The following is a 24710-nucleotide window of genomic DNA, read 5'->3' as shown; positions in this document are numbered from 1 at the left end:
GTCTGGATCTGCGTACGGCTCGTCAGATCAGCAATAGGACGGTCAATGGCCAACGTGGGAGTGTTGTGATCCTCCGTGGCGATCGTCAGGTCGGGGCGGCGCAGCGGACGCCCAGCCAACCGCAAACCCTCGAATGCCTGCGGGGAGGTGACCTCGTGGATCAGGTGAAGATCAATGTAGAGAAGATCAGGCTGGGCAGCATCGCCCACGCCTTCACCCTGACGGACAACGTGATCACGCCACACTTTTTCGGCCAGCGTCTTCGCTTCCTTGCGCGGGGCGCTCATAGCCTTATCCACTGCTGCATTGTCCACTGTGCGGGGAGTGATTGACTCGCTCACAGCAGCTCCCTTCACTTGTTGAACCCCTGCCGCAAAAACCCGTCGCGTAGAATGTGACGGGAACGTCAGGCGTGTTCGCTGGTTTGTATATGACCACTGTTCCAGCCCCATCTGGGAGGATGCCAATCCTTCGATTGGCATCTCACATAATGAGACGGTAATATCAGTACATGGACAATTCTAGTGGCGTTGGCGTCATCGACAAAGCGGCTCTTGTGCTTGATGCATTAGAAGCCGGCCCCACCACCTTGGCTCAGCTCGTCGCGGCCACCGGACTAGCCCGGCCCACCGTGCACAGGTTGGCACTAGCCTTGGTACATCACAGGCTCGTCAGCCGTGACATGCAGGGCAGGTTTGTGCTGGGCAGCAGGCTCGTTGAGCTTGCCTCGGCCGCTGGCGAGGACAGGCTGATTGCCGCCGCCGGTCCGGTGTTGCTGCAATTGCGTGATTCCACCGGTGAGAGCGCACAAATATTCCGCCGCCAGGGCGATTCCCGTGTCTGCGTGGCTTCGGCCGAGCGGCCCATCGGCCTGCGCGACACCATTCCTGTGGGTACGCAGCTGACCATGAAGGCCGGTTCCGCCGCGCAGGTTTTGCTGGCGTGGGAGGACCACGAGCGTTTGCTGGAGGGCTTGCATAACGCCCGCTTCACACCCACCGTTTTGGCTGGAGTACGACGGCGTGGGTGGGGTCAGTCCCTTGGCGAACGTGAGCCTGGAGTTGCCTCGGTCTCGGCCCCGGTGCGTGGCCCGTCCGGCCGGGTGATCGCGGCCGTCTCCATCTCAGGGCCCATTGAGCGCCTGACCCGTCAGCCAGGGCGCCTGCACGCGGAAATTGTGTGCAACGCTTCCCGGATCCTGACCGAAGCCCTGCGCAAGAGCACGTCCTAAGAACTTCTAGCAGCATCACCCAAACCGCGCCGGGCCTCCCTCGATGCCTGCGTTCCATTACGCTCAAACGGTGTGCCACTCTTGGACTGGCACACCGTTTGTACGTTAACGCAGCTCCGCCTCAGTGGCTCCCTGGCCGTCGGGTAGAGTTTGCGCATGAGCAAATATGCGCTCTTCCTGCGCGGGATCAATGTGGGCGGCATCAACTTGAAGATGGCCGAGCTCCGAGCAGCACTGGCCACCCTCCCCCTGTCCAAGGTGCGGACTCTGCTGGCCTCGGGAAACGTTGTTTGCTCCGCCGAAGTCACCGCAGATGAACTGAAATCCATGGTTGAGACCCTCTTGCGCGAGCGGTTCCGTTACGACGCCTGGGTTGTGGTCATCGAAGCGCCCACCCTGGAATCCATCATCGATGCCTGCCCCTACCCGGCCGATGACGCGCAGACCACAAGCTATGTCACGCTCAGCTCAGACCCCGCGGCACTTGATGAACTGGCCCGGCACGCCAGTGAAATCCCCGGGGCTGAATTTGTGCGCCTCAGCCCCGAGGCCATCGCGTGGCCGGCAACTGCCGGAAGCACCCTGGACAGCCCGTTTAGTAAACTGTCCGCGAAAGCTCGCTATAAGAGCACAACAACCACTCGCAACTTGCGCACATTGCTCAAGGCGCAGGACTTCCTGGCCGGCTGAACCGGCGTGACGTCCAACAGATCTAGCCGCGGGGATCAGAAATCAACTTAGCGGGCTTCCGCGAGTGCTTCCTGGAACTGCCGTGAGAATGCAATTTCAGCCTCGGCCGGGGCTACCACCAGGAGCTCACCTGTGGCAGCAACGCTCTCGCGCAACCGCCGTCGGGCTTGGTTTGCGCGAGCGTTAGCCCCAGCCAGTGCTATGAATTTGCTGCTGACTGCCAGGAATATCCCCAGCACCGCTCCCCCGAGTAGCATCAAGGTAGGCAGCGGCCAACCCTGCACCTGCGGGGTTTCAGGGACGGGCAACTGCAGGTAGCCGAGCACGGCCAGCGAGCCCAGCCACCCCAATCCGCCCACCGCCACCAGCAATGCCAGCCATTGGATGAGTGAGAATACCGGCCACCACCACGCCCGGGTGTTCGCCTTCAAATCGGTGCCGGCCACTGCCTGATCCAGTGCATCGGGAAGCTGTTTGCGGTTGCTGCGTGCGGCGGCCCGGATAGAAGCCCGCCACGGACCGGAAGCCCCGGCACTGACCGCATCGGAAAAGTCCCGCACGGAGGTGTCAAGCCGGGCCTGTTCGGCGGCCCCGGCCGGAGGCAGCGAGGTACGGTTCACCTCTGAAGAACCTTCCCGCCGCAGGCTCAGGCGGCGCAGTGGATCCTTACGGAAGCGCGCTACCCACCGCGTCACAGGCCAGCCCGTCCGCTTGGTGGCCTCCAAACGGTAAGACGTCTTCACGGCATCGACTACTGTTTCCACGTGCACCGCACCGGCCAACCCCGCAGCCAACATTTTGCGATCCTGCTGGTGCACACCCGCGGCATCACCAACTCCGCCCGCATCAGCCAGATGCTGCGCCGCCACAGCCACGTCAGCTGCCAGCCGGGCAGATTTGGCTGCCTTAGCCTTGACCACGGAGGCAATCCGCCCACGCAGCTGCGGCACACCTAGTCCCGTGGTCGCGGAGACACCCGAGATTTTCACATTGGGGAGCCCGTCACGGTCCAAAATAGCGGCCAAGGATTCCAGCACGGGTTTAACTTCCGTTGAACCCAGTTTGTCTACTTGATTCAGCACCACCAGCGTGACGTCTGCATGGGTTGAGAAAGCTCGGATGAAATCGTTGTGGATGGCCGCATCGGCGTACTTTTGCGGGTCCAGAACCCACACCAGAACATCCACCTGCCCAGCCAACCGTTCCACAATGGCCCTATTGCCCAGCTGGACCGAGTCAAAATCCGGCAGGTCCAACAAGACCAGCCCGCCGGAGTTGTCCACCAGGTCCGGGACCGGGGTGCCTTCACGGCGGTCAGTCACCTCCAGCCAATCGAGCAGCGGAGCACTGCCGTCCAGGCCCCACACCATGGCGAGCGGCTCACTGGTGGTGGGGCGGCGCACGGCAACCCGGGCGGCATCCGCGCCAGAGACGGCGTTGAACAGCGAGGACTTCCCGCTTCCGGTTGCCCCAAAGAAACCCACCACCGTGTGATCGGCGCTCAAAGATCGCCGCGAGGAGGCCCGTTCCAGGACCCCGTAAACGGCATCCAGCGTAGCGTCGTCAAGGCGGCCCTCACCCAATTCGCGGGCTTGATTGAGGGCAATCAGCTGGCGGTCCAGTGTGGATTCGGCGCGACTTTCGCGGTGGCGGCTCATGCAGCACCTCCCTGCGTACCGAGTTCTGCCAGTTGCCCCGCGAGGTCGCCAAGACGTCTGGCATCCGCTTGTGTGGGTGCCAGACACTCGAAAAATCGCTGTTGCTGGCCGTCCAAGAGGCGGGCGCACCGGGTGTCGAGGGCGGTTTTGGCGTCCTTGGCCAGACGGCGCACAGCATCCTCGCCAAAAATCGCTTCAAGCAGTTTCTGACCCACGACGGCGGTGCCTCCTGCGATCCCCACCTCGGCTCCCGTGAGTCCCCCGGTGAAGGAAAAAACAACGATCATCAGGACCACTCCCAATCCGTTGACCCCGAAGGAGAGCCAGCGGGCCTGCGAACGCTTGGCGGCGCCCTCGGAGCGAATGAGTTCTAGTACCTCGCCCTGCCAGGCCCTGATTTCAGCGGCCACTTCTGCTGGGAATTCCGCGGTGACGCCTGAGAGATCCTCAAGTCCAAGGAGCTGGCGTCCTGCAGGATCCGCCCGCCAGCGCTGATCCGCGTCCTCCGCAGCACGGGCAGCCTGATCGAGGATGACTGCCTGCAGCCCCGTTTCAATGGCGGACTCAACTTTGATAGCAGGTGGCGGCTGGCCCTTAAAGAAGGCGCCAATCCGGTCACGGAGACGGCCAATGTTACTTTCAAGAGCCCTAAAGAACTCGCCGGTGCCAACAAAGTCCTGCCAGCGGGCCAGCACCTCGCCCCGGAGAAGGGTGCCATCTGAGGTGGACTGGCTGATCCTGGTCCCGGCGTCCGCAAAAGCAGTCTGGACGTCGTCGCGAAGCTGCGCACCGGCGTCGTGCTGGTCTTGAACAGCTTGGGAAAGCGCGGTAAGCCGCCCGGAAAGGGAACGGACGGTGCCGTTGAGGGTGCGGCGGACAATCTCCGCGCGGCCAGCAGTATCTTCGCTGATGTTGGCCAGCCAGGCGTTGATGGGCGCAACAGCTGGCGGCGGGAGCATGCCAAGCTCATTGAGTTCTGTCTCTGGCACCACAAACAACTGAGCCCCGGCCAACCCCTCACGGTTCAGCATGGCGTGCAGGTCTGCGGCAACTTCCCGCTCGGCACCGGCCGGAACGCGGTCCAAGATGACGGCCACGGTAATATCGCGTGAGGCAGCGTCCAGGAGGAGTTTCCACGGCACGGCGTCGGCATAGCGATTGGCCGTGGTGACAAAAAGCCAGAGATCCGCAGCGGCCAGGAGCTGCCCGGCGAGCTGGCGGTTGTCATCGGAAATGGAGTCCACATCCGGGGCGTCCAAGAGGGCCACGCCCTGCGGTATTGCAGGATCCGCCACCAGCACCAGAGACGTCATGGCGCGCGCATCCGGGGCCACTCCGGCGCGCGAGGCGGGCGTGTTCTCCTTGATGAGCTCGCCCTGAACACGGCTCAGCGAAGGCAGCACCCGGGTGGAGGTGAACCAGTCCGCATCGTGAGGATGGTGGAGCAGGATGGGCTGTCGAGTGGTGGGCCTGATGGCCCCGGAACGGGTGACAGGGTGCCCTACCAATGCGTTCACAAGCGTTGATTTGCCGGCGCCGGTGGAGCCGCCAACCACGGCCAACAGCGGAGCGTCGAGGCTGCGCCATCGCGGCAGGATGTAGTCCTCGAGCTGACCGAGAGCGTTGACAGCCGTGGCACGCGCCTCATCGGCTGCGGGCAGTTCAAGGGGAAGTTCCAACCCGGCGAGCTCTGCAAGGGCCCGCTCAAGAAGCTCGACGGCGGCTTCCTGCTGCGCCGCTGCGGCGTTGGCGCCTGTTTGACTCGAATCGGTGGGGTTCACAAGCTTCATCATGCCAGTTGTGGTGCGAGTTTCAGGCTATTGCCGGTGTCCTGGTGCCAAATTGTTGTGTTGGGGGTTGTAGTGCCTGCCACTGCTCCGTCCTTCCCCTTCCGAACGCTCCATCACATAAGGGGTGTTTTTCACGAACGCACCCTCAGCTCCGGGGCAGCAAGGGAACTGCCACCTCAATATTCGTGCAAAAGTCGGGCCTTGCGGTTTAGCCAGGTTTTCGCTTCCCGTTACAACCGCAAACACCGGCTGCACCGGGAATAAAGGACCAACGGCAGGAATATGACACCGATCCCGCTTGTCGATCCCGGGATCGACAAGCGGGATCGGTGTCGGAAGCTGGAGATACAAGTGGACGACGGCGCAGTGAGCGAGCATCAAGAAGAAATGCCCCGCAAATGATGGAGGGTCTCAAGGCAGGCCTGTGTACCGGAATAAGTGGCAATAAACTGCCATACCAAAGAAAAGGGTGCAAAGCACGAAGGCCGGAAACCCGTAGGTTTCCGGCCTTGGTTGTGACCCCAGCGGGATTCGAACCCGCGTTACCGCCGTGAGAGGGCAGCGTACTAGGCCGCTATACGATGGGGCCCTAATACATCCGATTTTTTGCTACCGAACCTCAAGAATATTACTTGAAGAACTACTCGCATGCCAACCGAAAAAACAGCTTATAGAATAAGCGCTGGGATACCAGGACTCGAACCTAGAATGTCGGTACCAGAAACCGATGTGTTGCCAATTACACCATATCCCAATGGCTACGTTCTGCCGTGAATCGCCCGGGTTTCCCCGGTCTTTCAGCGGCCCTCGCGCCGGGATAAAACTATACCTGAGGTTTTGCTGAACACCAAAACGAGAACGCTTTTTTTGGCTGAGTCGTGCGTCACAGCCAGCGCGCAGGCCTCTTCCTTCACAAGCGACAGCCACCAGCTGATCATCTCTGAGGCCAGCCAATTCGCTCCGCTACCCATTGGACACGTAGCGTTGCAAGCCAGACCGCAAAGATCAGGAACTCGAAACGACCGTATGCAGCACAATTCAGCGCACCTCCCTTCTCGTAGGACCTTTATCACCGGCAGTGCATTGGGACTGACAGCCTTAGCCTTGGCGGGCTGCGACCGCGCCCAAAGCCCGACGCCAACGCCCACCACGGCACCCACTCCCACTCTTACCTCTCCTACCGGCGCAGGGACCACGCTCGAGGCCAGGCTTGTCCCCGGCGAGAAGCTGGACCCTACGAAGCCGTATCGACGTTTGGCTGCAGATGATGGTTACGCACTGGTGGTGCGTGAAGACCTATGTAAGGGCAACCCAAACCGCGCGGGTACGCGCAAAGCACTGGCAGCATTCGGGCACATCACCGACACTCACATCCTGGATCCAACGTCCCCCGCGCACACGATACTTGGTGCTTTCAATACTGTTGCGATGGACCAGATGCAGCGAAAACTCTATTACTTCCGGCCTCAGGAAGCACTCACAGTGCAAGTACTGGACGCCATGGTGCGCAAACTCAATGCAGTAAAGAACGGACCCGTATCCGGCAGGCCCTTCGACTTCTATATCTCGACGGGTGACTCCAGCGACAATCGAGGGGCCAGTGAAGTCAATGCTTTCGTCGATGCAATGAACGGACAGAAGACATCAGCGTTCGCGCTGCCAGGCCGTTACAGTGGATTGCAATCCAGCGGTGAACTACCTGATGCCCTCTCCCGCTTCATTTGGCAGCCAGTGCCTCCTAAATCCGGTTCAGCATTATGGAACAACGAGCGAGGCTTCCCTGTTGTCCAGCATTTGCTATCCAGCGCTTCCAAACTCATCACTACAGATGGGTCCAATGTCCCTTGGTATTCAGGATTCGGAAACCACGATGCCCTGGTACATGACGGAGTGGGGATGCTAGGAACCCCCAACGAGAGCTTTCACCGCGCCTTGTCAACCTCAGACAAGATACCGCTCGGGTTGCCGCCAAAAATCAAATTTTCTGACTTCATGACGAAGCTTAATAGCTCTACCGCAACAGAAGCCAAAGCGCTACTGGAGTCAATGCCCGGAAACACCGTAGAGGCCTCCTCGCTGAGGCGCCCCATGTCCAAAACGGAATTCATGAGCGCTCACGTCATGAATCCCGGCAGGCACGGTCCTCGTGGACACGGCTTTACAGGTGAAAATGTGCGAAGCGGCACCGCATATTACCGGTTCCAACTGGCCCCGGGCATCGTGGGACTGATGCTTGACACCACCGACACTACGGGAGGCGGGTACGGATCACTGGATGCCAAGCAAGCGGCCTGGCTGGAAAAGGAACTCAATTCAATTTCCGGGATCCGCTATGCCGCCAATGGGACCAAAGTGAGCACCGAAACTAAAAATCAGTTAGCCGTCATCTTCAGCCATCATCCTTCGACAACGTTCAGTTCCAAGAGCCTCTCCGTGAGAGAAAAAGGGGACATCACAAGCCCCGAGTCCATTCAACGCTTCCTCGGACAATACCCGAACGTCATACTCTGGGTGAACGGCCACCTACACAAAAACGTCGTGTGGCCCCGGTCAAGCGCTTCCGGTAAGCATGGCTTTTGGGAAGTCAGCACCGCATCCCATATTGATTTCCCGCAACAAGCGCGGTCAGTTGAAGTGATCGACAACAGAGACGGCACACTTTCCATCGCTGGCGTCATGATTGACCACTCGGATGCCTACCAAATTGACTACAGCTCTCCGTTTACCGCTGCAGGATTGGCCGCGGTCAGCAGCGAACTCTCCATGAACGCGGCCAACTCCGTTGGCACACGTATGGACCAGAACGTGGAGCTACTACTGAAGAAGCCGTTCTAAACCCGGACGTTCAGACCCAGCAGGCCAGAGACTTCGTCCAACCCGGCAATAGTGACAATTGATTCGACGGTGGTGCCCGGCGCTTCGGGCACTGCCTTGCCCTTCCTGTTCAGCCACATGCCGTGCAGGCCCGCGTTGACGGAACCCACGCCGTCCACCATGAAGTTGTCCCCCACATACAGTGTCTGCTCAGGAGCGGTCCCTAGGAGCCGGCAGCCTTCTCGAAAAATGGCGGGATCAGGTTTTGCAACCGAAACGGTGTCGATTCCCACCAGCACCCCTATACGCGCCAGCCCGGCTTGGTCCAGCTTGGCTCGCTGGTAATCGTGGACATTATTGCTGACGGCACCGTACGGGATCCCCGCGGCATCCAGCGCGTCCAGCAACGGTACGACGTCGGCAAAAGCGCGGATGGAGCGTGGCTGGGCTTCTTCGAAATCGGCAATCCACTGAGCCTGGACGGCGGCGTCAAACCCGGTGAAACCCAGTTCCTCAAAGACAGCCTGTGCCCGTAGTCCGCGCTGTTCAGCGAAGGTGAACTCGCCCGCAACGTAGCGATCATAGTAGTTGTGCACGTCTGCCATATATGAGGCGGCAAAACGGGACCATTCCTCCGGCCCAAAGTGCGGCAGCAAATGCTCGGACGCGGCGATCATGGCCTCTGACATGGCTGCCACGAGGTCAACAAGGGTCTCGTCAATGTCAAACAAAACACCCTTGACCCGCGCTGCAAAAGCTACGGAGTCAAGGGTGTTTTGTGGTGCGTTGTGCGTCAAGGAACTTATCCCCTGAACGCGCGCAGGCGGGTCAATGAGGATTCCTTGCCCAGGATCACCATGGATTCAAAGAGCGGCGGGGAAACCTTACGCCCGGACATCGCGGTCCGTACGGGCCCAAAGGCGAACCGCGGCTTGATGCCCAAGCCCTCCACCAGCGCCGACTTCAAAGCGGACTGAATGGACTCGGCGTCCCAAGATTCCAAGGGTTCCAGTGCCGCCAAAGCAGCATCCAAAACTTCACCCAGGTTCTCCGGCATGCCCTTGAGGGCATCCTCGGCGACGTCAACGGCGTCGTCCTTCTTGAAAAGGAACGCCATCATCTCCGGCGCCTCACCCAACAAGGTGATGCGCTCCTGAACTAGCGGAGCAGCCTCGGAAAGGATGATGTTCTCGCGCTGCGTCAGCGTCTCGCCCACCAGCTCGGCAGCCTGCAGGTACGGGACCAGACGGTTGCGGAAGTCGCCGGCCTCAAGCAGGCGGACGTGCGTGCCGTTGATGGCCTCGGCCTTCTTGATGTCGAAGCGGGCCGGGTTGGCCAGGACGTCGTGGACATCGAAGTTTTCCACCAGCTGGGCCACGGTGAAGATGTCCTCGTCAGCAGAGAGCGACCAGCCCAGCAGCGAGAGGTAGTTCAGCAGGCCCTCGGGGATGAAGCCGCGGTCGCGGTGCAGGAACAGGCTCGACTCGGGGTCGCGCTTGGAGAGCTTCTTGTTGCCGGCGCCCATGACGTAGGGCAGGTGGCCGAACAACGGCATGTACTCGGCAACACCAATCGCGTACAGCGCCTCATAGAGGGCAACCTGACGGGGTGTGGAGGAGAGTAGATCCTCGCCGCGCAGCACGTGGGTGACGCCCATGAGCGCATCATCAACAGGATTCACCAGCGTGTACAACGGTGCCCCATTGGGGCGGACAATGGCGTAGTCCGGGACTGATCCTGCCCTAAAGGTGATCTCGCCCCGGACCAAATCGGTGAACGTGATGTCAGCATCCGGCATGCGCAGACGCAGCGCCGGTGCCCGACCCTCTTGCTTAAAAGCAGCAATCTGCTCAGCTGTGAGGTCACGGTCAAAGTTGTCGTATCCAAGCTTAACGTCTCGACCGGCAGCTTTGTGACGATCCTCGACTTCCTCGGGTGTGGAATAAGACTCATAGGCGTGCCCGCCTGCAACCAGCTTCGCAATGACATCCTTGTAGATGTCCCCACGCTGCGACTGGCGGTACGGCGCGTGCGGCCCACCCACCTCAACACCCTCATCCCAGGTGATACCCAGCCATTTCAGCGCATCGAGGAGCTGGAGGTAGCTTTCCTCGCTATCACGCTTGGCGTCGGTATCTTCAATGCGGAAAATCATCTTCCCGCCGGTGTGACGGGCGTAAGCCCAGTTGAACAGGGCCGTACGGATCAGCCCCACGTGGGGCGTTCCGGTGGGCGAGGGGCAAAAGCGTACCCGGACAGGGGTTTCTGCGGTGACAGTGGGGATTGCGGAGGCGTTAGTCATGATGGTTTCTAGTTTAGACGCCCTGTGGCCGGTGTCGAACTGAACCCCAATTTCACGCACCACGGCGGCACGCAGGCGCCGCTCCCGCCCGGCCCACCCCTTGACACGGCATTCCGTTCCGGTCCAATCTACAAACAAATGGTTGTAGATGAGCTCAGAGAACTTGAACTGGACCGCCTGTTCCAGGCATTTGCCGATTCCACCCGCCGCGACATGCTCAGACGGGTCAGCTTGGACGGGCTGTCCGTCTCCGGGCTTGGCCAGCACTATGACATGAGTTTCGCAGCGGTCCAGAAACATGTGGACGTGTTGGAACGCGCTTCCCTGGTAACCAAAGAGAAACGCGGCCGGGAGCAGATAGTGCGCGCCGATCGCAACGGGCTGCAGAAGGCTCAACGTCTATTGGAGAACTACGAGGCGAACTGGTGAGCGCGAGTAGACCGAATCGCCACAATCTTGGCCGAAGACCCCCACGATGACAGCTACGGAAAGGCAGTCCCATGACCGTCACCAATACCACTAAGAGCACCGAGAACCTTTCGCTGCGCATCACGGCTGAGTTTAGTGCCGCCGTCGAACGCGTCTGGCAGATCTGGGAGGACCCGCGCCAGCTGGTGGGGGCCGCCCACCTGGCCGGCAACTTTTGAGCGGTACGAATTCCATCCCGGCGGCAAGGCCGACTACTTCATGACAGGCCCTGACGGCACCAAGGCCCGGGGCTGGTGGAAGTTCACGGCAGTGGCCGGGCCGAGCAGCCTTAAACTCGACGACGGATTCGCCGACGAGCACGGCTCCCCCGTGATCGAGATGGGTTCGGCCCACATGGCAGTCGCCATCGACAACACCGGCGGCGGGACCCGTATGAGCGTCACCACAACGTTCGAAAGCGCCGAGCAGATGGAAAAGATGCTGGCCATGGGTATGGAGGAAGGCATAAGCCAAGCAATGGGCCAGATCGACGCCATCCTCGCCGGCTAGCCTCCGCACCCCAAACGCAAAATGATCCTGTCCCCTAGGTGAAGAGGGCGTTCTTAGGCTCGTTCTTCTTCACAAACTGCCACCCGAACCAGAGCACCAGCGCCAGCACGGGCACAGTGCCAAGGGTCCACAGGCCCAGCAGATACTGGCTTCCGTCGGGATTGCTCATGGTGTCGAAGCCGATGAGCACCGTGATGACCATCAGTGCAACCAGGCCGATCCAGCTTGTCCACGGTGCGCCGGGCATGGGCAGCGAGGACACCTTGCCCTTCTTTCGGCGCAGCATGATCTGGCAGGCGAAGATGGAGCCCCAAGTGAAGATCACACCAATGGAGGCGGTGTTCAGGGCCAGATCAAAGGCGTGGGATCCGCCCAGCCAAATGTTTGCCAGTACGCCCACCAGGTACACGCCGGCAATGCTCAAAATGGCTGCATACGGCACGTGCCGCGAGGACATCTTGGTCAGCCAGGCGGGTGCGTGCCCATTGTTGGCCATGGTGCGGAAGATCCGGCCAATGGAATACAGCCCCGAATTGCAGGAGGAAAGCGCCGCCGTGATCACGACAAAGTTCATGACGGAGCCCACCCAATCCAGACCCATCGTGGCGAATACCGTGACGAACGGACTCTCCCCCGACTTGTACTGATTAGAAGGCATGAGCATGGCCAACAGCGAAACCGAGCCAACGTAAAACACCACAATACGCAGCACCACGGCGCGAATCGCCTTGGGTACCTCGCGTTCTGGATTCTTCATCTCACCGGCGGTAATGCCCACTAATTCAATCGCGTTGTAGGCGAAGATGACGGCGTTCAGGGCCAGGATCATGACCAGCCCGCCCTTGGGGAACATGCTTCCACCAAGGAATAAGTTGCTCACAGCGGCGTGTGATTGACCCACCTGCGCGTTCATGACCACCATGATGGTACCCACCACCAGGAAGATCACAATGGCGCCCACCTTCAGGCAGGCCGCCCAAAATTCAAACTCGCCAAACGCCTTCACACTGAGCAGGTTCACAGCAACCAGCAACACCAACGCACACACCGCACTGATCTCCACGGGCACGCCGGGGAAGAAGTAAGTGAAGTACAGGCCTATGGCAATGAGTTCGGCGATCCCCGTCATGGCCCAGTTGATGAAATACATCCAGCCGGAAAGGTAGGCACCCTTTTTGCCAAAAAGCTCGCCCGCATAGGACACAAAGGAGCCGGAGGTTTGGCGGTACATGATCAGTTCACCCAGTGCCCGCATGAGCAGGTAGGCGATGGCCCCGGCAATGACGTAGGAGAAGATCAGGGCCGGTCCGGTACTGGCCAGCCGCCCGCCCGCTCCCATGAAAAGTCCGACGCCGATAGCCCCACCCATGGCGATCATGGTCACGTGCCGCCGGGACAACGTCTGTTGGTAGCCCTCAGCTGAAACGCGGTCAGCGGCTCTCACTGCGTCGTTTCCGGGCGAAGGTGAGACTGTGTCTGTGACGTTGTGTGACACGCAAAAAATCCTTAGGTCGGTTAACGTCCTGACTCGCCACCCCTGTAATGCCCGTGTTTCTGCGGGGCCGCACAAACTGGGGCGCGAAAGACTTGACGATTCTACTACGCCAACCTTGGGGCCTTGGGTCGGCAGTGCCCTGCGGTGAGCTCACCGATCACTGCGCTCACCGATCACTGCGCGTTGAGCTCCCCCATCACGCCATCAGCGGCGTGAATCCCTAAAAACCAACGCCGCCTGCACCCTGTTCTCTAGCCCCAACTTGGCTAAAATCCGCGAGACATGCGTTTTGACAGTGCCCTCACTGAGGAAAAGTGCCTTAGCAATTCCGTCATTACTCATCCCCTGCGCCAGCACATCAAGGACCTCTACTTCTCGGGCCGTCAGCAGTTCCAGCCGCGCCACGGCCACGTTCGACCACGCAGCCTCCGCCCGTTCCCGCGTCCGCTCAATGAGCCGCCTCGTTACGGTGGGTGCCAGTATCCCCTCCCCCACAGCCACGGCCCGGATGGCGTGAAATAACCTCTCCGGGTCTGTGTCCTTGAGCAGGAATCCAGCCGCACCCGCCTCGAGAGCCGCGAACACGTAGTCATCCAGATCAAAGGTGGTCAGCACCAACACCTGCGGTGGTACAGCCAGGGCGCGCAACTGTCCCGTCGCCGCGATGCCGTCGCCGCCGGGCATGCGCACGTCCATCAGGACCACCTCGCACCGTTGCGTCTGTGCACATCTCACCGCTTGCGGGCCGCTGGCAGCCTCCCCCACCACCTCCATGTCAGGGCGAGAGTTGACCATCTTCACCAGTGCCGCCCTGACAAGGGCCTCGTCGTCGGCTACTATCACGCGAATTTTTTTACTCATGCGCTCGCCCCTTCGCAGTCTGCTCTGTGGTTGTGCAGCACCGGGGTGAAGGGGATGCAGGCAACCAGTTCAAAGCCCTGGGCGTTGTGCCCGTGTTCCACGGTGCCGCCCAAAATCTGCACACGTTCTGCCAGACCTACGAGTCCTAGGCCGGCACCGGGAACCGGCTCGCCGGGTCCACCAGCGCCATTGGCCACCGTGACATGGAGTTCAGTCGGGCCGGTTGTGGCCGCGGGTAATTCAAGATTCACATGTGCACGGGAACCGGGGGCATGGCGAGCCACATTCGTGAGGCCTTCCTGAACCACCCGGAATGCCGCACGGCTCACGGCGTCGGGAATCACTACGGGATCTTCCGGCAACTGCGAATAGTCAACCAGAATCCCGGCCAGGCGCCACTGCGCCACCAAGCCGGCAATTTGGGCAATCCCAGAAGGGGCTGCAACACCTGAAGGGGCGGTGACGTCAGAAGGTGCGCCAACACCTGAAGGTGCGTTAGCAGCATAGCTTCGTTCATCTGCGCTGGTGCCGTCTTCGCGCAGCACACCCAGAACTTCCCGCAGCTCACCCAGTGCTGCGTGGGCGGTCTCTCGGATAAGCCTAGCCGAACTGGCGGTTTCCGGATCCGCGGCATCAACCTGCAGGGCCGCTGCCTGCACTGCAACCAGGGACATGCGGTGGGCCAGAGTATCGTGCATTTCGCGGGCGATCCTGTGGCGTTCGGCAAGCCTGGCACGGTCAGCACCGGTGACACGTTCGGCTTGGGCGTGTGCGGCTTGGTCCTTGAGGGCTGCCATTTGGGATTCCCACAGCCGGCGTCTTTGGCCGCGGTAGGCACCCCAGACGGCAATGGCACCGTAGACCGCCAGCCCCAGCGCGGCAACGTATTGCCAATCCGTTGTTTCGAGACCAACAAGGGCCTCCATGGCAAGGCTCAGGGCAACCACTGCCGCCACCCACCAGTCAAGGCGCCGTTTGGCCAACAGGAACAACGCAATGACGAACGCTATTCCACTTAAAGAAATCGTTCCCAGGACGGCCGTTGCCACGGCCACTGTCCGTGGAAAGCGGTGCCGCCAAATCAGCGCCACGGCACCCAACGGGGCAAGTACCGGGGCCAGAACGAACCGCAACACAGCGAAGGAGACCTGCTCGAAATCAGGCACTGTGCCATCTTGGAGACCAAAGCCTATGGACAATAAGGACAGCAGCACATCTGTAGCCGCCACCAAGATCACCAGCAGCACGGTGCGCCATGGGTTTACAACAGTCAACATATTTTTCATCATGCTTCGAGCCTAGAATTCCAGCAACGGCCGCCACATCTCACTAAAGTTGTCTCCTGCACCGCTTTTTAGCGCCCGAGGCACGTGTCCCCGCGTTCCGCGCCCGTCCTACCGGGTGCGGAACGCGGGGACGGGTGCGGTAATCAGATGATGCTAGCGGCGCACCACCGGGTTGGAGAGGCGCCCGATGCCTTCAATTTCAACGTCGTAGCGGTCGCCGGCCTGCAAGAGATCGACGCCGGCCGGGGTACCTGTCATGATGACGTCACCCGGGAGCAGGGTGAATGCGTGCGAGACGATCGAGACAATTTCGCGGACGCTGCGCACCATCTGGTTGCTGCTACCGTCCTGGCGGAGTTCGCCGTTGAGCCAGCCCTTGATGGAGATGTCCTCAGGGTCCAGCTCGGTTTCGATCCACGGACCCAAGGGTGCGGAGGTGTCAAAGCCCTTGGCGCGTGCCCACTGGCCGTCTCCTGCCTGAACATCGCGGGCCGTGAGATCGTTGCCGCAGGTGTAGCCGAAGATGACCTCGTCTACGCGCTCCTCCGGGACATCCTTGCAGATGCGGCCAATGACCACACACAGTTCAGCCTCGTAGGAGACCTCTTCGGAGAATTCCGGCAGCACAATCGGCTCGTTGGGCCCTATTACGGAAGTGTTGGGCTTCAGGAACAGCAGCGGGCTTTCGGGGACCTCGTTGCCAAGTTCGCGGGCATGCTCGGCGAAGTTGCGGCCCACACCAATGATTTTGGAGCGCGGAATGATCGGGGCCACCAGGCGCACGTCATCCAGCGGGTAGTGGATGGTAGTTTTTTCCACACCATTGAAGAAGGGGTCGCCCTTGATGACGGTGACGACTTCACTGCCTGCGGCCCCTTCCACGATGCCGTACATGGGGTCATTATCTACTACAAAACGGGCTATACGCATGTGTAAAAGTCTATCGGGAAATGCTGGCTAACGTGGTTCCCGCGCTAACTGGCCTGTCTCTTGCGTCCACCGCCGTCATTGCGTCTTTCCTTGATGAGCTCCAGTGAACGCACTAAGCGAAGAGCTGTTACAAGCACCACCCCACCCAAAACGTTGAACACCACCGCATACCAGAACCAGCTCAGCCATTCGAGGTAGCCATAACTTGCTCCCGCATGGATGGCCCCAAAGATCAGCAGCGAATCCAGCACCGAGTGGAACAGGGGCAACCCAGCCAGCAAAAAGCCGCCTCCCATGGCGGCAACAATCTTCCCCGGTACCGATTCGGTCCCATGCTGCATACGCGTCATGAGCGTGATGGTACTGCCACCTAAGACTGCCAAAGCGGCCGTCTGCACCGAGAAGGGTGCCAGCGCAAACTGAGCTCCAGATTCAATCAACATCTCCCGCCATTGCGGGAACGCCTGCACCACTATCCACATGAACAGCCACCCGCCCGCTAAGTTGCCGACCAGCGTCCCGCCCCACAATTTGAACAGCTGCCCCAGCCTGGCCTCCTTGGCCACGACCGCGGCAATGGGGACCAGAAAACCTTCGGTGAACAGTTCACTCTTGGCCAGGAGTAGGGCGACAAATCCAATGCCAAAAGCCAGCCCTCCCAGTAGCTTGCTGCCTGTGGCGTGCTCCACGGCTAGGTAGCCCATGACACCGAGGCCCACCTCGATGCCGCCAAAGAAACCAGTAACTAAGACACTGGGCCATGTACGGTGCAACCGCTGCGCACCCTCATCCACGATGGCGTCGAAGGCGGTTTCAATCTCCTCCTCCACCGCCGCATCGTTCTCGCCCAGCTCCCGCCTGCGTGCCTCGTCCGTCATGAATCCTCGTCCATCTTTTAGCTCCCCTATTTACTGGCCTGCCCACGTGTTTGCCCACGCGCCTGCCGCCCCGCACTGGCAACTCCCTGTGAGAATAGTAGGCCAGTGCTGGCACGTTTGACCCCAAGAATCGGCAGAAACTTTCACTTCCCGGGACGCGCAAAGGCGTGAAAATGACGTGAATGTGCACGGCCTCAGGTGGACAAACCCCCGGTAGGCTCTGACACCATCAGAAGATGGATTCATTCGATAAGTACATTTTGCCCCTTCTGGCGGTCTTGGCTGCCGTGGCCGTGGCAGCACTGCTGACCTTGGTCATCAGGCTGTGCGCCAACTACGCCTTTCGAAAAGTTCCTGGTTTTCCTCGGCGCTCGGCAAAAGCCAGGCTTCCCGTTTTTGGCGTCCTTACCCTTGTTGGGGTCCGCGTTGCACTCTCGCTCACCGCATCAGGCAGGGGCTGGTTCCCCGCCGTGGATTTTGTCACGATGGCCGCGTTTATCGTCGCTTTGTGCTGGCTGGCGATTGTCACCCTGGGCATCGGCGAACGGCTGCTGCTGCGTAACTTCACGGCCCAGAGCGTGGATAACCGCAAGCTGCGCCGGCTCACCACGCAAGTCACCTTGGGCAGGCGCATTATTACGGCCTTGCTGATCACGCTGGCCGTGGCGGGACTGCTGCTGACCATTCCCGAGGTACGCACGCTGGGCACCGGTCTCCTAGCCTCCGCCGGGCTGATCTCCATTGTTGCCGGCCTGGCCGTGCAGAGTTCCCTCTCCAACGTTTTTGCCGGTGTCCAGCTGGCGTTTACCGATGCAATACGCATTGACGATGTGGTGGTGGTGGAAGGACTGTGGGGACGGGTGGAGGAAATCACCTTGACCTATGTGGTGGTGCGCGTGTGGGATGAGCGGATGTTGATTCTGCCTTCCACCCATTTCACCAGCACACCTTTTGAAAATTGGACCCGGAATAGTCCCAAAATCATGGGCAGTGTAGAGTTCGACGTCGACTGGCTGGCTCCCGTAGACCAGCTCCGCCAGCACCTGATCCAGACACTGGCGGCCACGCCCCTGTGGGACGGGCGCACCGGCAAGCTGGAAGTGACCGACGCCGTCAACGCACTGGTGCGTCTGCGCATCGTGGTCAGTGCCAGGGATAGCGGCGATCTCTGGGATCTGCGCTGCCTGGTCCGTGAATCCCTGCTGACCCATATCCAGGACCTGCATGCTGCCTCAATCCCGCGTCAGCGGTGGGAGAAGGGCACAGCAGACGGAAATGGAGCTGACGAGGCTCCCGCGCCCACTCTTGAGTTGAGCTCCTCACACGCTTAGTTATATGCAGAGCAGCTCAAACAAAACCGCGCCCGCCTCCCAGATCCGCGCCCTGTAGAACGGGCGCAGATCTGGGAGGAGGGCGCGAAAACCGAAAGTCTTGCAAAAACTCCTAAGCCAGGCGCGTCAGCCAACCGTGAAGGTCCTCGACCGTGCCGGTCTGGATGCCCAGCAGTTGCTCGCGGATGGCTGCTGTGACCTCACCAATGCCGTGGGCTGGTGAGGCGATGGTGCCTTCGGCCGTCTTGAGCTCACCGATGGGGGTGATGACAGCTGCTGTGCCGCAGGCGAACACCTCAGTGATGTCCCCGGCGGCAACGCCGGCACGCCATTCATCGATGGTGATCTTGCGTTCTTGGACCTTCAAGCCGCGGTCCGCAGCCAGCTGCATGACGGAGGAGCGGGTGATCCCGTGCAGGATATGCCCGTTGAGCTCGGGGGTGACCAGGGTGCCGTCCTTGAACACGAAGAAGATGTTCATGCCGCCCAGTTCCTCAACAGCATTGTCATTGTGCGGGTCCAGGAACAGCACCTGCTTGCAGCCGTTGGCTTCGGCTTCCATCTGTGCGGCGAGCGAGGCAGCATAATTGCCACCGCACTTGGCCTCACCGGTGCCGCCTTCGCCGGCGCGGGCAAAGGTGGTGGTGAGCCAGATGGAGACAGGCTTCAACTCTCCGCCAAAGTAGTTCCCAGCCGGTGAAGCGATGACGCGGTAGGAGACCTCACGGGACGGGCGCACACCCAAGAACGCCTCGGTGGCGATCATGAACGGGCGCAAGTACAGCGCGTCGCCGTCGCCGGAGGGTACCCAGTCATGGTCCACCGAGACCAGCTGGCGCAAGGACTCCAGAAACGTTTCCGGCGGCAGCTCAGGTAGCGCCAACCGGCGGGCTGAGGCGTTCAACCTGGCTGCGTTGGCCTCAGCACGGAACGTCCAGATGGACCCGTCGGCGTGACGGTAAGCCTTCATGCCTTCGAAGATTTCCTGGCCATAGTGCAGCACAGCGGCGGCCGGGTCCATGGCGATGGGACCATACGGCTCAATGCGTGCGTTGTACCAGCCGCCCGCACCCTGTGCATCAACCTTGTAATCCACCACAGCTGTGTGATCCGTGAAGTAGTCGCCGAATCCGGGGTTCGCCAGAATCGTCTCACGCACGGCTGCGCTCTTCGGGTTCTCGTTGAGCTGCTGGGAAAAGGTCAGCTCACTGGCTGTCTCGGTCATGCTTCCTCCACAAGGTTGTGCCCGCCCTCGCCGATTCCGGTGTCAGACAGGAGTTTAGTGCCGTTCTGCGCACCGTCAGCGGTGCGCAGAACCCTTCGGTTAATATGCACTCACTCTATTGGTTAAGCGTACCCCTGCACAGCTGCGTTCTCGCGCCGAACTAGATACTCTCACCCCACCACGTACGACGGCGTTACAGTGCCGCCGCAATGGCGTCACCGATGGTGCTGGTGGACCTGGGTGAGGCCGGGTTGCGGGTTGACACATCGGCTTTCACGGCCGCTTCGATCTTGGCCGCAGCACCGTTGTGTCCCAGATGGTGCAGCAGCAGGGCAGCTGAGAGGATAGCCGCGGTGGGATCCGCTTTCTGCTGGCCGGCAATGTCCGGGGCCGAACCATGGACCGGTTCAAACATGGACGGCGCGGTGCGGTCCATGTTGATGTTCCCGGAGGCGGCAAGGCCGATTCCGCCGGTGACCGCGGCTGCCAGGTCCGTGACGATGTCCCCAAAGAGGTTATCGGTGACGATGACATCGAAGCGGGCCGGATCGGTGACCAAAAAGATCATGGCCGCATCCACGTGCAGGTAGTCCACACTGACCAACGGGAATTCGGCAGCAACAGCTTCAACGGTGCGCTTCCACAGGTGCCCGGCATAGACCAACACGTTGTGCTTGTGCACGTAGGTGAGCTTCTTACGGGGGCGTTCGTTGGCGCGGCGGAAACCGTCCCGGACCAGACGCTCCACACCGAAGGCGGTGTTGACGGAGACCTCGGTGGCAACCTCGTGAGGTGTTCCCTTGCGCAGCACGCCGCCGTTGCCCACGTAGGGACCTTCGGTTCCTTCACGGACCACCACGAAGTCGATGGCGCCGGGGTTCGCCAGCGGTGAGGCCACGCCGTCGTACAGGAATGAGGGACGCAAGTTCACGTAATGATCCAGGGCGAAGCGCAGCTTCAGCAGCATCTCGCGCTCGATCAGCCCTGAGGGGATGGACGTGTCCCCGGGGGCAGCGCCAACAGCGCCGAAGAGGATGGCATCATGGCCGCGCAGGGCCTGGATGGTTTTCTCGGGCAGGGTCTCGCCGGTGGCCAGCCAGTGCTCGGCGCCGAGCTTGTAATCTGTCAGTGCCAGCTCAAGGCCCTCGGCGGAGGTGACCTTTTTCAGGACCTTCACAGCCTCTGCCGTCACCTCGGGGCCAATGCCGTCGCCAGCAATTACAGCAATGTCAATAACAGCAGTCTCAGTCGATGCGCTCATGAATTCAGCCTAGTCAAAGTATCCACATGATGGGCAAAGTGTCTCAGCATTTGGATGAGCCAGCAGATCTCCACCCACGGCAGGATGTCCTCGTGTGGGCTGCGCTCTAGAATTATGGATGTGTTCATGCATTCCATCTACGACTGGTTCCTACGTCACCGCTTTGCCGTGGACTTTATCCTCATGGCCGTACTGTGGCTGGCACTGGCCCCCTTCAGCATGGTGACCTCCGTGTACGACGGCAACTACGCCTCCTCATGGTTGACCGTCCTCTTCGCCACGGCACTTGTCTTTCCGCTCGCGTGGCGGCGCACCCGAACCGTCATGGCCGGGTGCATCATCGCGGCAGTGGCGATCCTGCAGTGGGCGCTGTTCGTCCAGCCCATGCCGGCAGACATTGCCGTGCCGGTGATCGTGTACGCGCTGGCGGCGTTTGGCCCGCGCTGGGCCAGCCTGGGCGGGCTGGGTCTGGCCATGATTGGCTCGATCATGCTCGTCAGCCGCTTTTTCTATGACCTCACCTCCCGCTCCGTGGCTGACCTGCCGTACGGCGTGGTGACTGTGATAGCCGTCTGGGTGCTGGTGCTGTTCAGTTGGACAGCCGGGGATTTGACCCGCACCAAGCGGCTGCGGCAACAGGCCCTCTCAGACCGCGCACACCGGCTGGAGATTGAGGCACAGCACGAACGCGAGCTCGCGGCCAGTGACGAGCGGGCCCACATTGCCCGAGAAATGCATGACATTGTGGCGCACTCCCTCTCCGTCATCATCACCCAGGCCGACGGCGCCCGCTACGCCGCCGTGGCCAACCCGGAGATCGCACCCGAAACCCTGGCCACGATTGCCCAGACCGGACGTAGCTCGCTGCAAGAAATGCGCCGCCTACTGGGTGTGCTGCGCGGCGACGCCGAGGCATCGACCCGACCGCTGCCCGGCCTCATTGACTTGGACGAACTACTACTGGGCATCCGTGCCGCTGGCCTGCCAGTCACGGTTGAGGTGAAGGGCGGCGCCCGCCGGCTTCTGCCCCCGGGCGCAGAACTCACCGCCTACCGCGTAGTACAGGAAGGCCTGACCAACACCATGAAGCACGCCGGCCCCAACGCGGAGGCCAGCGTCACCCTTGACTGGACCGCGCGCGGTCTGGACGTGTCGGTGCGGGACAACGGGAGGGGCGCTACGGCGTCATACTCGGAGAAGGGATCCGGCGCACTGTCCGGGCCCGACGGCGGCAACGGCTTGCGCGGCATGACCGAGCGGGTCAAGCTGTATGACGGCACCCTGCACACCGGCCCACTGCCAGGCGGCGGCTTCGGCATCACAGCATCCATCCCCTACACGGAGAACTGACTTTCATGACCCCCTCCCCCATTCGCGTGGCCCTTGTTGACGACCAGCAATTGGTCCGCTCCGGCTTTGGCATGCTGATCAATTCCCAGCCCGACCTTGAGGTGGTGCTGCAGGCCGGCAACGGCATCGAGGCACTGCAGGGGCTCGCGGCCACGGCGGCCGACGTGGTGCTCATGGACGTGCGCATGCCCGGCATGGACGGGCTGGAAACCACGCGCCGGCTCATGGAACGGACCAAGACGGCGCCCGCCGGTTCCTGGCTCTCGGAGCTGAAAATCGTGGTGCTGACAACCTTTGATTTGGACGAGTACGCCCTTGCCGCCATCCAGGCCGGAGCCAGCGGCTTCCTGCTCAAGGATGCCCCGCCGGAGGAACTACTCGGGGCTATTCGGACCGTTTTTGCCGGCGACGCCGTCATTGCCCCCTCCACCACGCGCCGCCTGCTGGACCATGTGGCGCCCATGCTTTCTGCCCCCAGCCCAGCCAACGACGCCAACACCACGGCCGTTTCCTCCCTGACGGCGCGTGAGCACGAGGTGTTTGTGCTGATCGCCAACGGCCTCTCCAACCCGGAAATTGCCGCTCAACTGTTCGTGTCCGAGGCCACCGTGAAGACGCACGTGGGGCACATCCTGGCGAAGTTGAACGCGCGCGACCGTGTCCAGGTGGTACTCATCGCGTACGAGACGGGCATCGTCTCCCCAAGGTAGCCCCGCTCCCCCACCACCAGCCCTCTCCCACCTTTGGCGCGGTCTTGCCGAACGCTATCCCGCCGAGCACAACGGCTGCGGCCCGTCGGGTAGGTGTGGCGGGCTGGCTCGGGAACCTCCGTCTCCTCGCTGGAGCCGGCCGAAATCCTGAAGAGCTTCGCGTTGCTCGTGGATCTTTTCCTGTTCGACAATGTCCTTGAACTGTTCGAGATCCGCAACGCCTTGGAGTCACATGCCGCCGCCGGCGGCAACTCCACGCTGACAGGTCTCATCAACTTGTTCCGCTCCCGGGGCAGACATTCAACATTTTCGACAGTGAAGAAGTTGCCACGGTGCGTGAAGTGAGTCCCCGCTCCTCCAGAATGTGGCAGCACAATGTCTGCCTAGCCATCATGCAACACCTGTTGTTGCAGTTTTTCTAGGGCCGCCTGGTCAGCGGCGACCTCCACACTGCCGTGTGGCAAGATCAATGTCAGCACCTTCAAGCCAGGGGGCAAGTGACGTGCATTGCTGCCTGCCAGAGGCTTCGGAGAGTCAGAAACTTTAATGACTTCCAATACTGCCGGCTGACCCAAGGAGACCTCTGTGCCGGACATGACTTCTTGAAATAGGATTCGGTGTGGCTCGCAGGACACCGTTCCACCGGCCCAGATGTCATGCAATGACCCTGGACGGGACCCCGGATATCTTAGGTAGAGGAAGATTCCTCGCTCCTCCAAGGCGGCTTTGCGTTTCCGTGATTCCCGGGCGAACAGGTAAGACAGTCCGCCCCACCATAAAAGATTGAACAGGGTAGAAAAGATCCCATAGGACCAAGCGTTCCCGCTGGCCGCGTAAACGAGCACTGACACCATAGCCATCAGTACGATCATCAGCGGAATGGCAATCATTTTGTGCTGCCAGAGCCATTCCCTCATGTCTGCGCCAACCTTTCTGCGTATGCCTCTTAACCTCGAATCGGTCCTCACCGTAGTAGAACTTTTTGACGTTCAGGCCCCATGGTAATGGAGCCTACAGTTCCGCCCTGCCCCGAGTGTCCACTGACTCTGCCCCGCCACAGCGCAAGGCACCTCCACCCACGGTAGGAGGGGCCGGCGTCGAACATCACGGCGATATCCACCCCGGCTCCGATCCCTGCGCCCGCCAAGCAAAATAGGCTGGTTCCATGACCATCACTCCTGAGAATTCACAGCGCACGCTGGCGGTTCAGGCCCGCGGCTTGCGCAAGACCTACGGCAAGGGCGAGACCGAGGTGACGGCCTTGAAGGGCGTTGACCTGAAGTTCCCGGCCGGCCAATTCACCGCCATCATGGGCCCCTCCGGCTCCGGTAAATCTACACTGATGCATTGCCTTGCCGGGCTGGATTCAGTCACCTCCGGCACCATCCACCTGGGCGAGACGGAACTGACCGCCCTCAACGACAAGGCGTTGACACAACTGCGCCGTGACCGGATCGGCTTCGTGTTCCAGGCTTTCAACTTGGTCCCGACGTTGAGTGCCGAAGCCAATATCACCCTTCCCGTGGCGCTGGCCGGCGGCACCGTAGATAATGAATGGTTCACGTTCATCACCTCCACGTTGGGCCTCACTGACCGCCTCAAGCACAAGCCGCACGAGCTCTCCGGCGGCCAGCAGCAGCGCGTGGCCGTGGCTCGTGCCCTACTCACCCGCCCCGACGTCATCTTCGGCGACGAACCCACCGGCAACCTCGATTCGCGCTCTGGCGCCGAGGTCTTGGGCATGCTGCGCCGCTCCTCTCGTGAGATGGGCCAGTCCATCATCATGGTCACGCACGACCCCGTGGCCGCCTCCTACGCCGACCGTGTTGTCTTGATGAACGACGGCGAGCTGGTGGGCGAACTGGAAAACCCCACCGCTGATTCGGTGCTGGCCTCGCTGGCATCACTGGGGGCCTAACT

The 24710-nt window shown here is 61.1% G+C and carries 22 protein-coding genes, 2 tRNA genes and 1 pseudogene; 10 read left to right on the top strand and 15 right to left on the bottom strand.

Translation table 11 applies throughout. The features are described from left to right. Nucleotides 1-287: aconitase family protein (locus CVS29_RS12885; protein WP_245932233.1), on the bottom strand; the 287-nt coding region annotated here is incomplete at its 3' end. Between the two features lie 224 nt (nt 288-511). Here CVS29_RS12885 and CVS29_RS12880 point away from each other — a divergent pair. Both CVS29_RS12880 and CVS29_RS12875 read left to right on the top strand, forming a co-directional pair. Next, nucleotides 512-1231: an IclR family transcriptional regulator gene (locus tag CVS29_RS12880; RefSeq protein ID WP_110106717.1), complete on the top strand. Its 720-nt coding sequence runs from the start codon at nt 512-514 to the stop codon at nt 1229-1231. A gap of 156 nt (nt 1232-1387) precedes the next feature. After that, complete coding sequence (locus tag CVS29_RS12875; protein WP_110106716.1) at nt 1388-1921, top strand: DUF1697 domain-containing protein; 534 nt, start codon at nt 1388-1390, stop codon at nt 1919-1921. A 47-nt stretch (nt 1922-1968) separates the two neighbouring features. On the opposite strand, the gene CVS29_RS12870 is transcribed toward CVS29_RS12875, so the two are convergent. The 4 genes from CVS29_RS12870 to CVS29_RS12855 all read right to left on the bottom strand — a co-directional run bounded on the left by CVS29_RS12870 (nt 1969) and on the right by CVS29_RS12855 (nt 6123). After that, nucleotides 1969-3579 carry a GTPase gene (locus CVS29_RS12870; RefSeq protein ID WP_110106715.1) on the bottom strand — a complete coding sequence of 537 codons (1611 nt, stop codon included), beginning with the start codon at nt 3577-3579 and terminating at the stop codon, nt 1969-1971. Next, a complete protein-coding gene (locus tag CVS29_RS12865; RefSeq protein ID WP_110106714.1) occupies nt 3576-5369 on the bottom strand; it encodes a dynamin family protein in 1794 nt (597 codons plus the stop codon). The genes CVS29_RS12870 and CVS29_RS12865 overlap by 4 nt, the downstream gene beginning before the upstream one ends. A gap of 516 nt (nt 5370-5885) precedes the next feature. Next, a tRNA-Glu gene (locus tag CVS29_RS12860) sits at nt 5886-5958 on the bottom strand. A 93-nt stretch (nt 5959-6051) separates the two neighbouring features. Then, nucleotides 6052-6123 (bottom strand) — tRNA-Gln (locus CVS29_RS12855). Between the two features lie 272 nt (nt 6124-6395). Between CVS29_RS12855 and CVS29_RS12850 the strand changes: the two genes are divergently transcribed. Then, nucleotides 6396-8204, top strand: a complete 1809-nt coding sequence (locus tag CVS29_RS12850; RefSeq protein ID WP_110106713.1) for a TIGR03767 family metallophosphoesterase — start codon at nt 6396-6398, stop codon at nt 8202-8204. Here CVS29_RS12850 and CVS29_RS12845 read toward each other — a convergent pair. Together CVS29_RS12845 and gltX are read right to left on the bottom strand one after the other, a co-directional pair. Beyond that, nucleotides 8201-8980, bottom strand: a complete 780-nt coding sequence (locus CVS29_RS12845; RefSeq protein WP_110106712.1) for an HAD family hydrolase — start codon at nt 8978-8980, stop codon at nt 8201-8203. The two genes, CVS29_RS12850 and CVS29_RS12845, sit on opposite strands and share 4 nt — an antisense overlap. 5 nt (nt 8981-8985) lie before the next feature. Beyond that, nucleotides 8986-10485 (bottom strand): glutamate--tRNA ligase, encoded by a 1500-nt coding sequence (gltX, locus tag CVS29_RS12840; protein ID WP_110106711.1) that lies wholly within the window; start codon nt 10483-10485, stop codon nt 8986-8988. Between the two features lie 138 nt (nt 10486-10623). Between gltX and CVS29_RS12835 the strand changes: the two genes are divergently transcribed. Further along, nucleotides 10624-10914 (top strand): ArsR/SmtB family transcription factor, encoded by a 291-nt coding sequence (locus CVS29_RS12835; RefSeq protein WP_110106742.1) that lies wholly within the window; start codon nt 10624-10626, stop codon nt 10912-10914. Nucleotides 10915-10985: 71 nt separating this feature from the next. Then, nucleotides 10986-11463: pseudogene (locus CVS29_RS12830) on the top strand (SRPBCC family protein). A 34-nt stretch (nt 11464-11497) separates the two neighbouring features. Here the strand turns inward: CVS29_RS12830 and CVS29_RS12825 are convergent. From CVS29_RS12825 to CVS29_RS12805, 5 genes are all read right to left on the bottom strand, one after another. After that, the gene (locus CVS29_RS12825) at nt 11498-12907 is read right to left on the bottom strand and encodes an amino acid permease (RefSeq protein WP_245932232.1); all 1410 of its coding nucleotides are present in this window, start codon (nt 12905-12907) and stop codon (nt 11498-11500) included. Between the two features lie 255 nt (nt 12908-13162). After that, nucleotides 13163-13819 (bottom strand): response regulator, encoded by a 657-nt coding sequence (locus tag CVS29_RS12820; protein WP_110106709.1) that lies wholly within the window; start codon nt 13817-13819, stop codon nt 13163-13165. Then, nucleotides 13816-15108: a sensor histidine kinase gene (locus CVS29_RS12815; protein WP_110106708.1), complete on the bottom strand. Its 1293-nt coding sequence runs from the start codon at nt 15106-15108 to the stop codon at nt 13816-13818. The genes CVS29_RS12820 and CVS29_RS12815 overlap by 4 nt, the downstream gene beginning before the upstream one ends. 150 nt (nt 15109-15258) lie before the next feature. After that, nucleotides 15259-16035 (bottom strand): fumarylacetoacetate hydrolase family protein, encoded by a 777-nt coding sequence (locus CVS29_RS12810; protein WP_110106707.1) that lies wholly within the window; start codon nt 16033-16035, stop codon nt 15259-15261. Between the two features lie 44 nt (nt 16036-16079). Further along, nucleotides 16080-16913, bottom strand: a complete 834-nt coding sequence (locus tag CVS29_RS12805) for a formate/nitrite transporter family protein (RefSeq protein WP_110106706.1) — start codon at nt 16911-16913, stop codon at nt 16080-16082. 236 nt (nt 16914-17149) lie between these two features. Between CVS29_RS12805 and CVS29_RS12800 the strand changes: the two genes are divergently transcribed. Then, nucleotides 17150-18244, top strand: coding sequence for a mechanosensitive ion channel family protein (locus tag CVS29_RS12800; protein WP_110106705.1), 1095 nt, complete (start codon nt 17150-17152; stop codon nt 18242-18244). A gap of 112 nt (nt 18245-18356) precedes the next feature. Here CVS29_RS12800 and CVS29_RS12795 read toward each other — a convergent pair whose 3' ends face one another. After that, on the bottom strand, nt 18357-19469 hold the full coding sequence (locus CVS29_RS12795) for a branched-chain amino acid aminotransferase (protein WP_110106704.1): 1113 nt from the start codon (nt 19467-19469) through the stop codon (nt 18357-18359). 193 nt (nt 19470-19662) lie between these two features. Further along, on the bottom strand, nt 19663-20730 hold the full coding sequence (locus CVS29_RS12790) for a 3-isopropylmalate dehydrogenase (protein WP_110106703.1): 1068 nt from the start codon (nt 20728-20730) through the stop codon (nt 19663-19665). Between the two features lie 126 nt (nt 20731-20856). Here CVS29_RS12790 and CVS29_RS12785 point away from each other — a divergent pair, with 126 nt between their 5' ends. The 3 genes from CVS29_RS12785 to CVS29_RS18480 all read left to right on the top strand — a co-directional run bounded on the left by CVS29_RS12785 (nt 20857) and on the right by CVS29_RS18480 (nt 23135). Beyond that, nucleotides 20857-22080, top strand: a complete 1224-nt coding sequence (locus CVS29_RS12785) for a sensor histidine kinase (protein ID WP_306457057.1) — start codon at nt 20857-20859, stop codon at nt 22078-22080. A gap of 5 nt (nt 22081-22085) precedes the next feature. Continuing rightward, nucleotides 22086-22790 carry a response regulator gene (locus CVS29_RS12780; RefSeq protein WP_179442444.1) on the top strand — a complete coding sequence of 235 codons (705 nt, stop codon included), beginning with the start codon at nt 22086-22088 and terminating at the stop codon, nt 22788-22790. A gap of 168 nt (nt 22791-22958) precedes the next feature. Continuing rightward, the gene (locus CVS29_RS18480; RefSeq protein WP_170120973.1) at nt 22959-23135 is read left to right on the top strand and encodes a hypothetical protein; all 177 of its coding nucleotides are present in this window, start codon (nt 22959-22961) and stop codon (nt 23133-23135) included. Between the two features lie 38 nt (nt 23136-23173). Here CVS29_RS18480 and CVS29_RS12770 read toward each other — a convergent pair whose 3' ends face one another. After that, nucleotides 23174-23707, bottom strand: a complete 534-nt coding sequence (locus tag CVS29_RS12770) for a hypothetical protein (RefSeq protein WP_110106700.1) — start codon at nt 23705-23707, stop codon at nt 23174-23176. A 248-nt stretch (nt 23708-23955) separates the two neighbouring features. Between CVS29_RS12770 and CVS29_RS12765 the strand changes: the two genes are divergently transcribed. Further along, nucleotides 23956-24708 carry an ABC transporter ATP-binding protein gene (locus tag CVS29_RS12765; protein WP_110106699.1) on the top strand — a complete coding sequence of 251 codons (753 nt, stop codon included), beginning with the start codon at nt 23956-23958 and terminating at the stop codon, nt 24706-24708. The last annotated feature ends 2 nt before the right edge of the window (nt 24709-24710 follow it).

Origin of the sequence: Arthrobacter psychrochitiniphilus (assembly GCF_003185915.1) — a bacterium.
GTDB classification, from domain to species: domain Bacteria; phylum Actinomycetota; class Actinomycetes; order Actinomycetales; family Micrococcaceae; genus Specibacter; species Specibacter psychrochitiniphilus.
The sequence above is the reverse complement of the archived record's forward strand: the minus strand, read 5'-3'. Positions and strand labels throughout refer to the sequence as shown.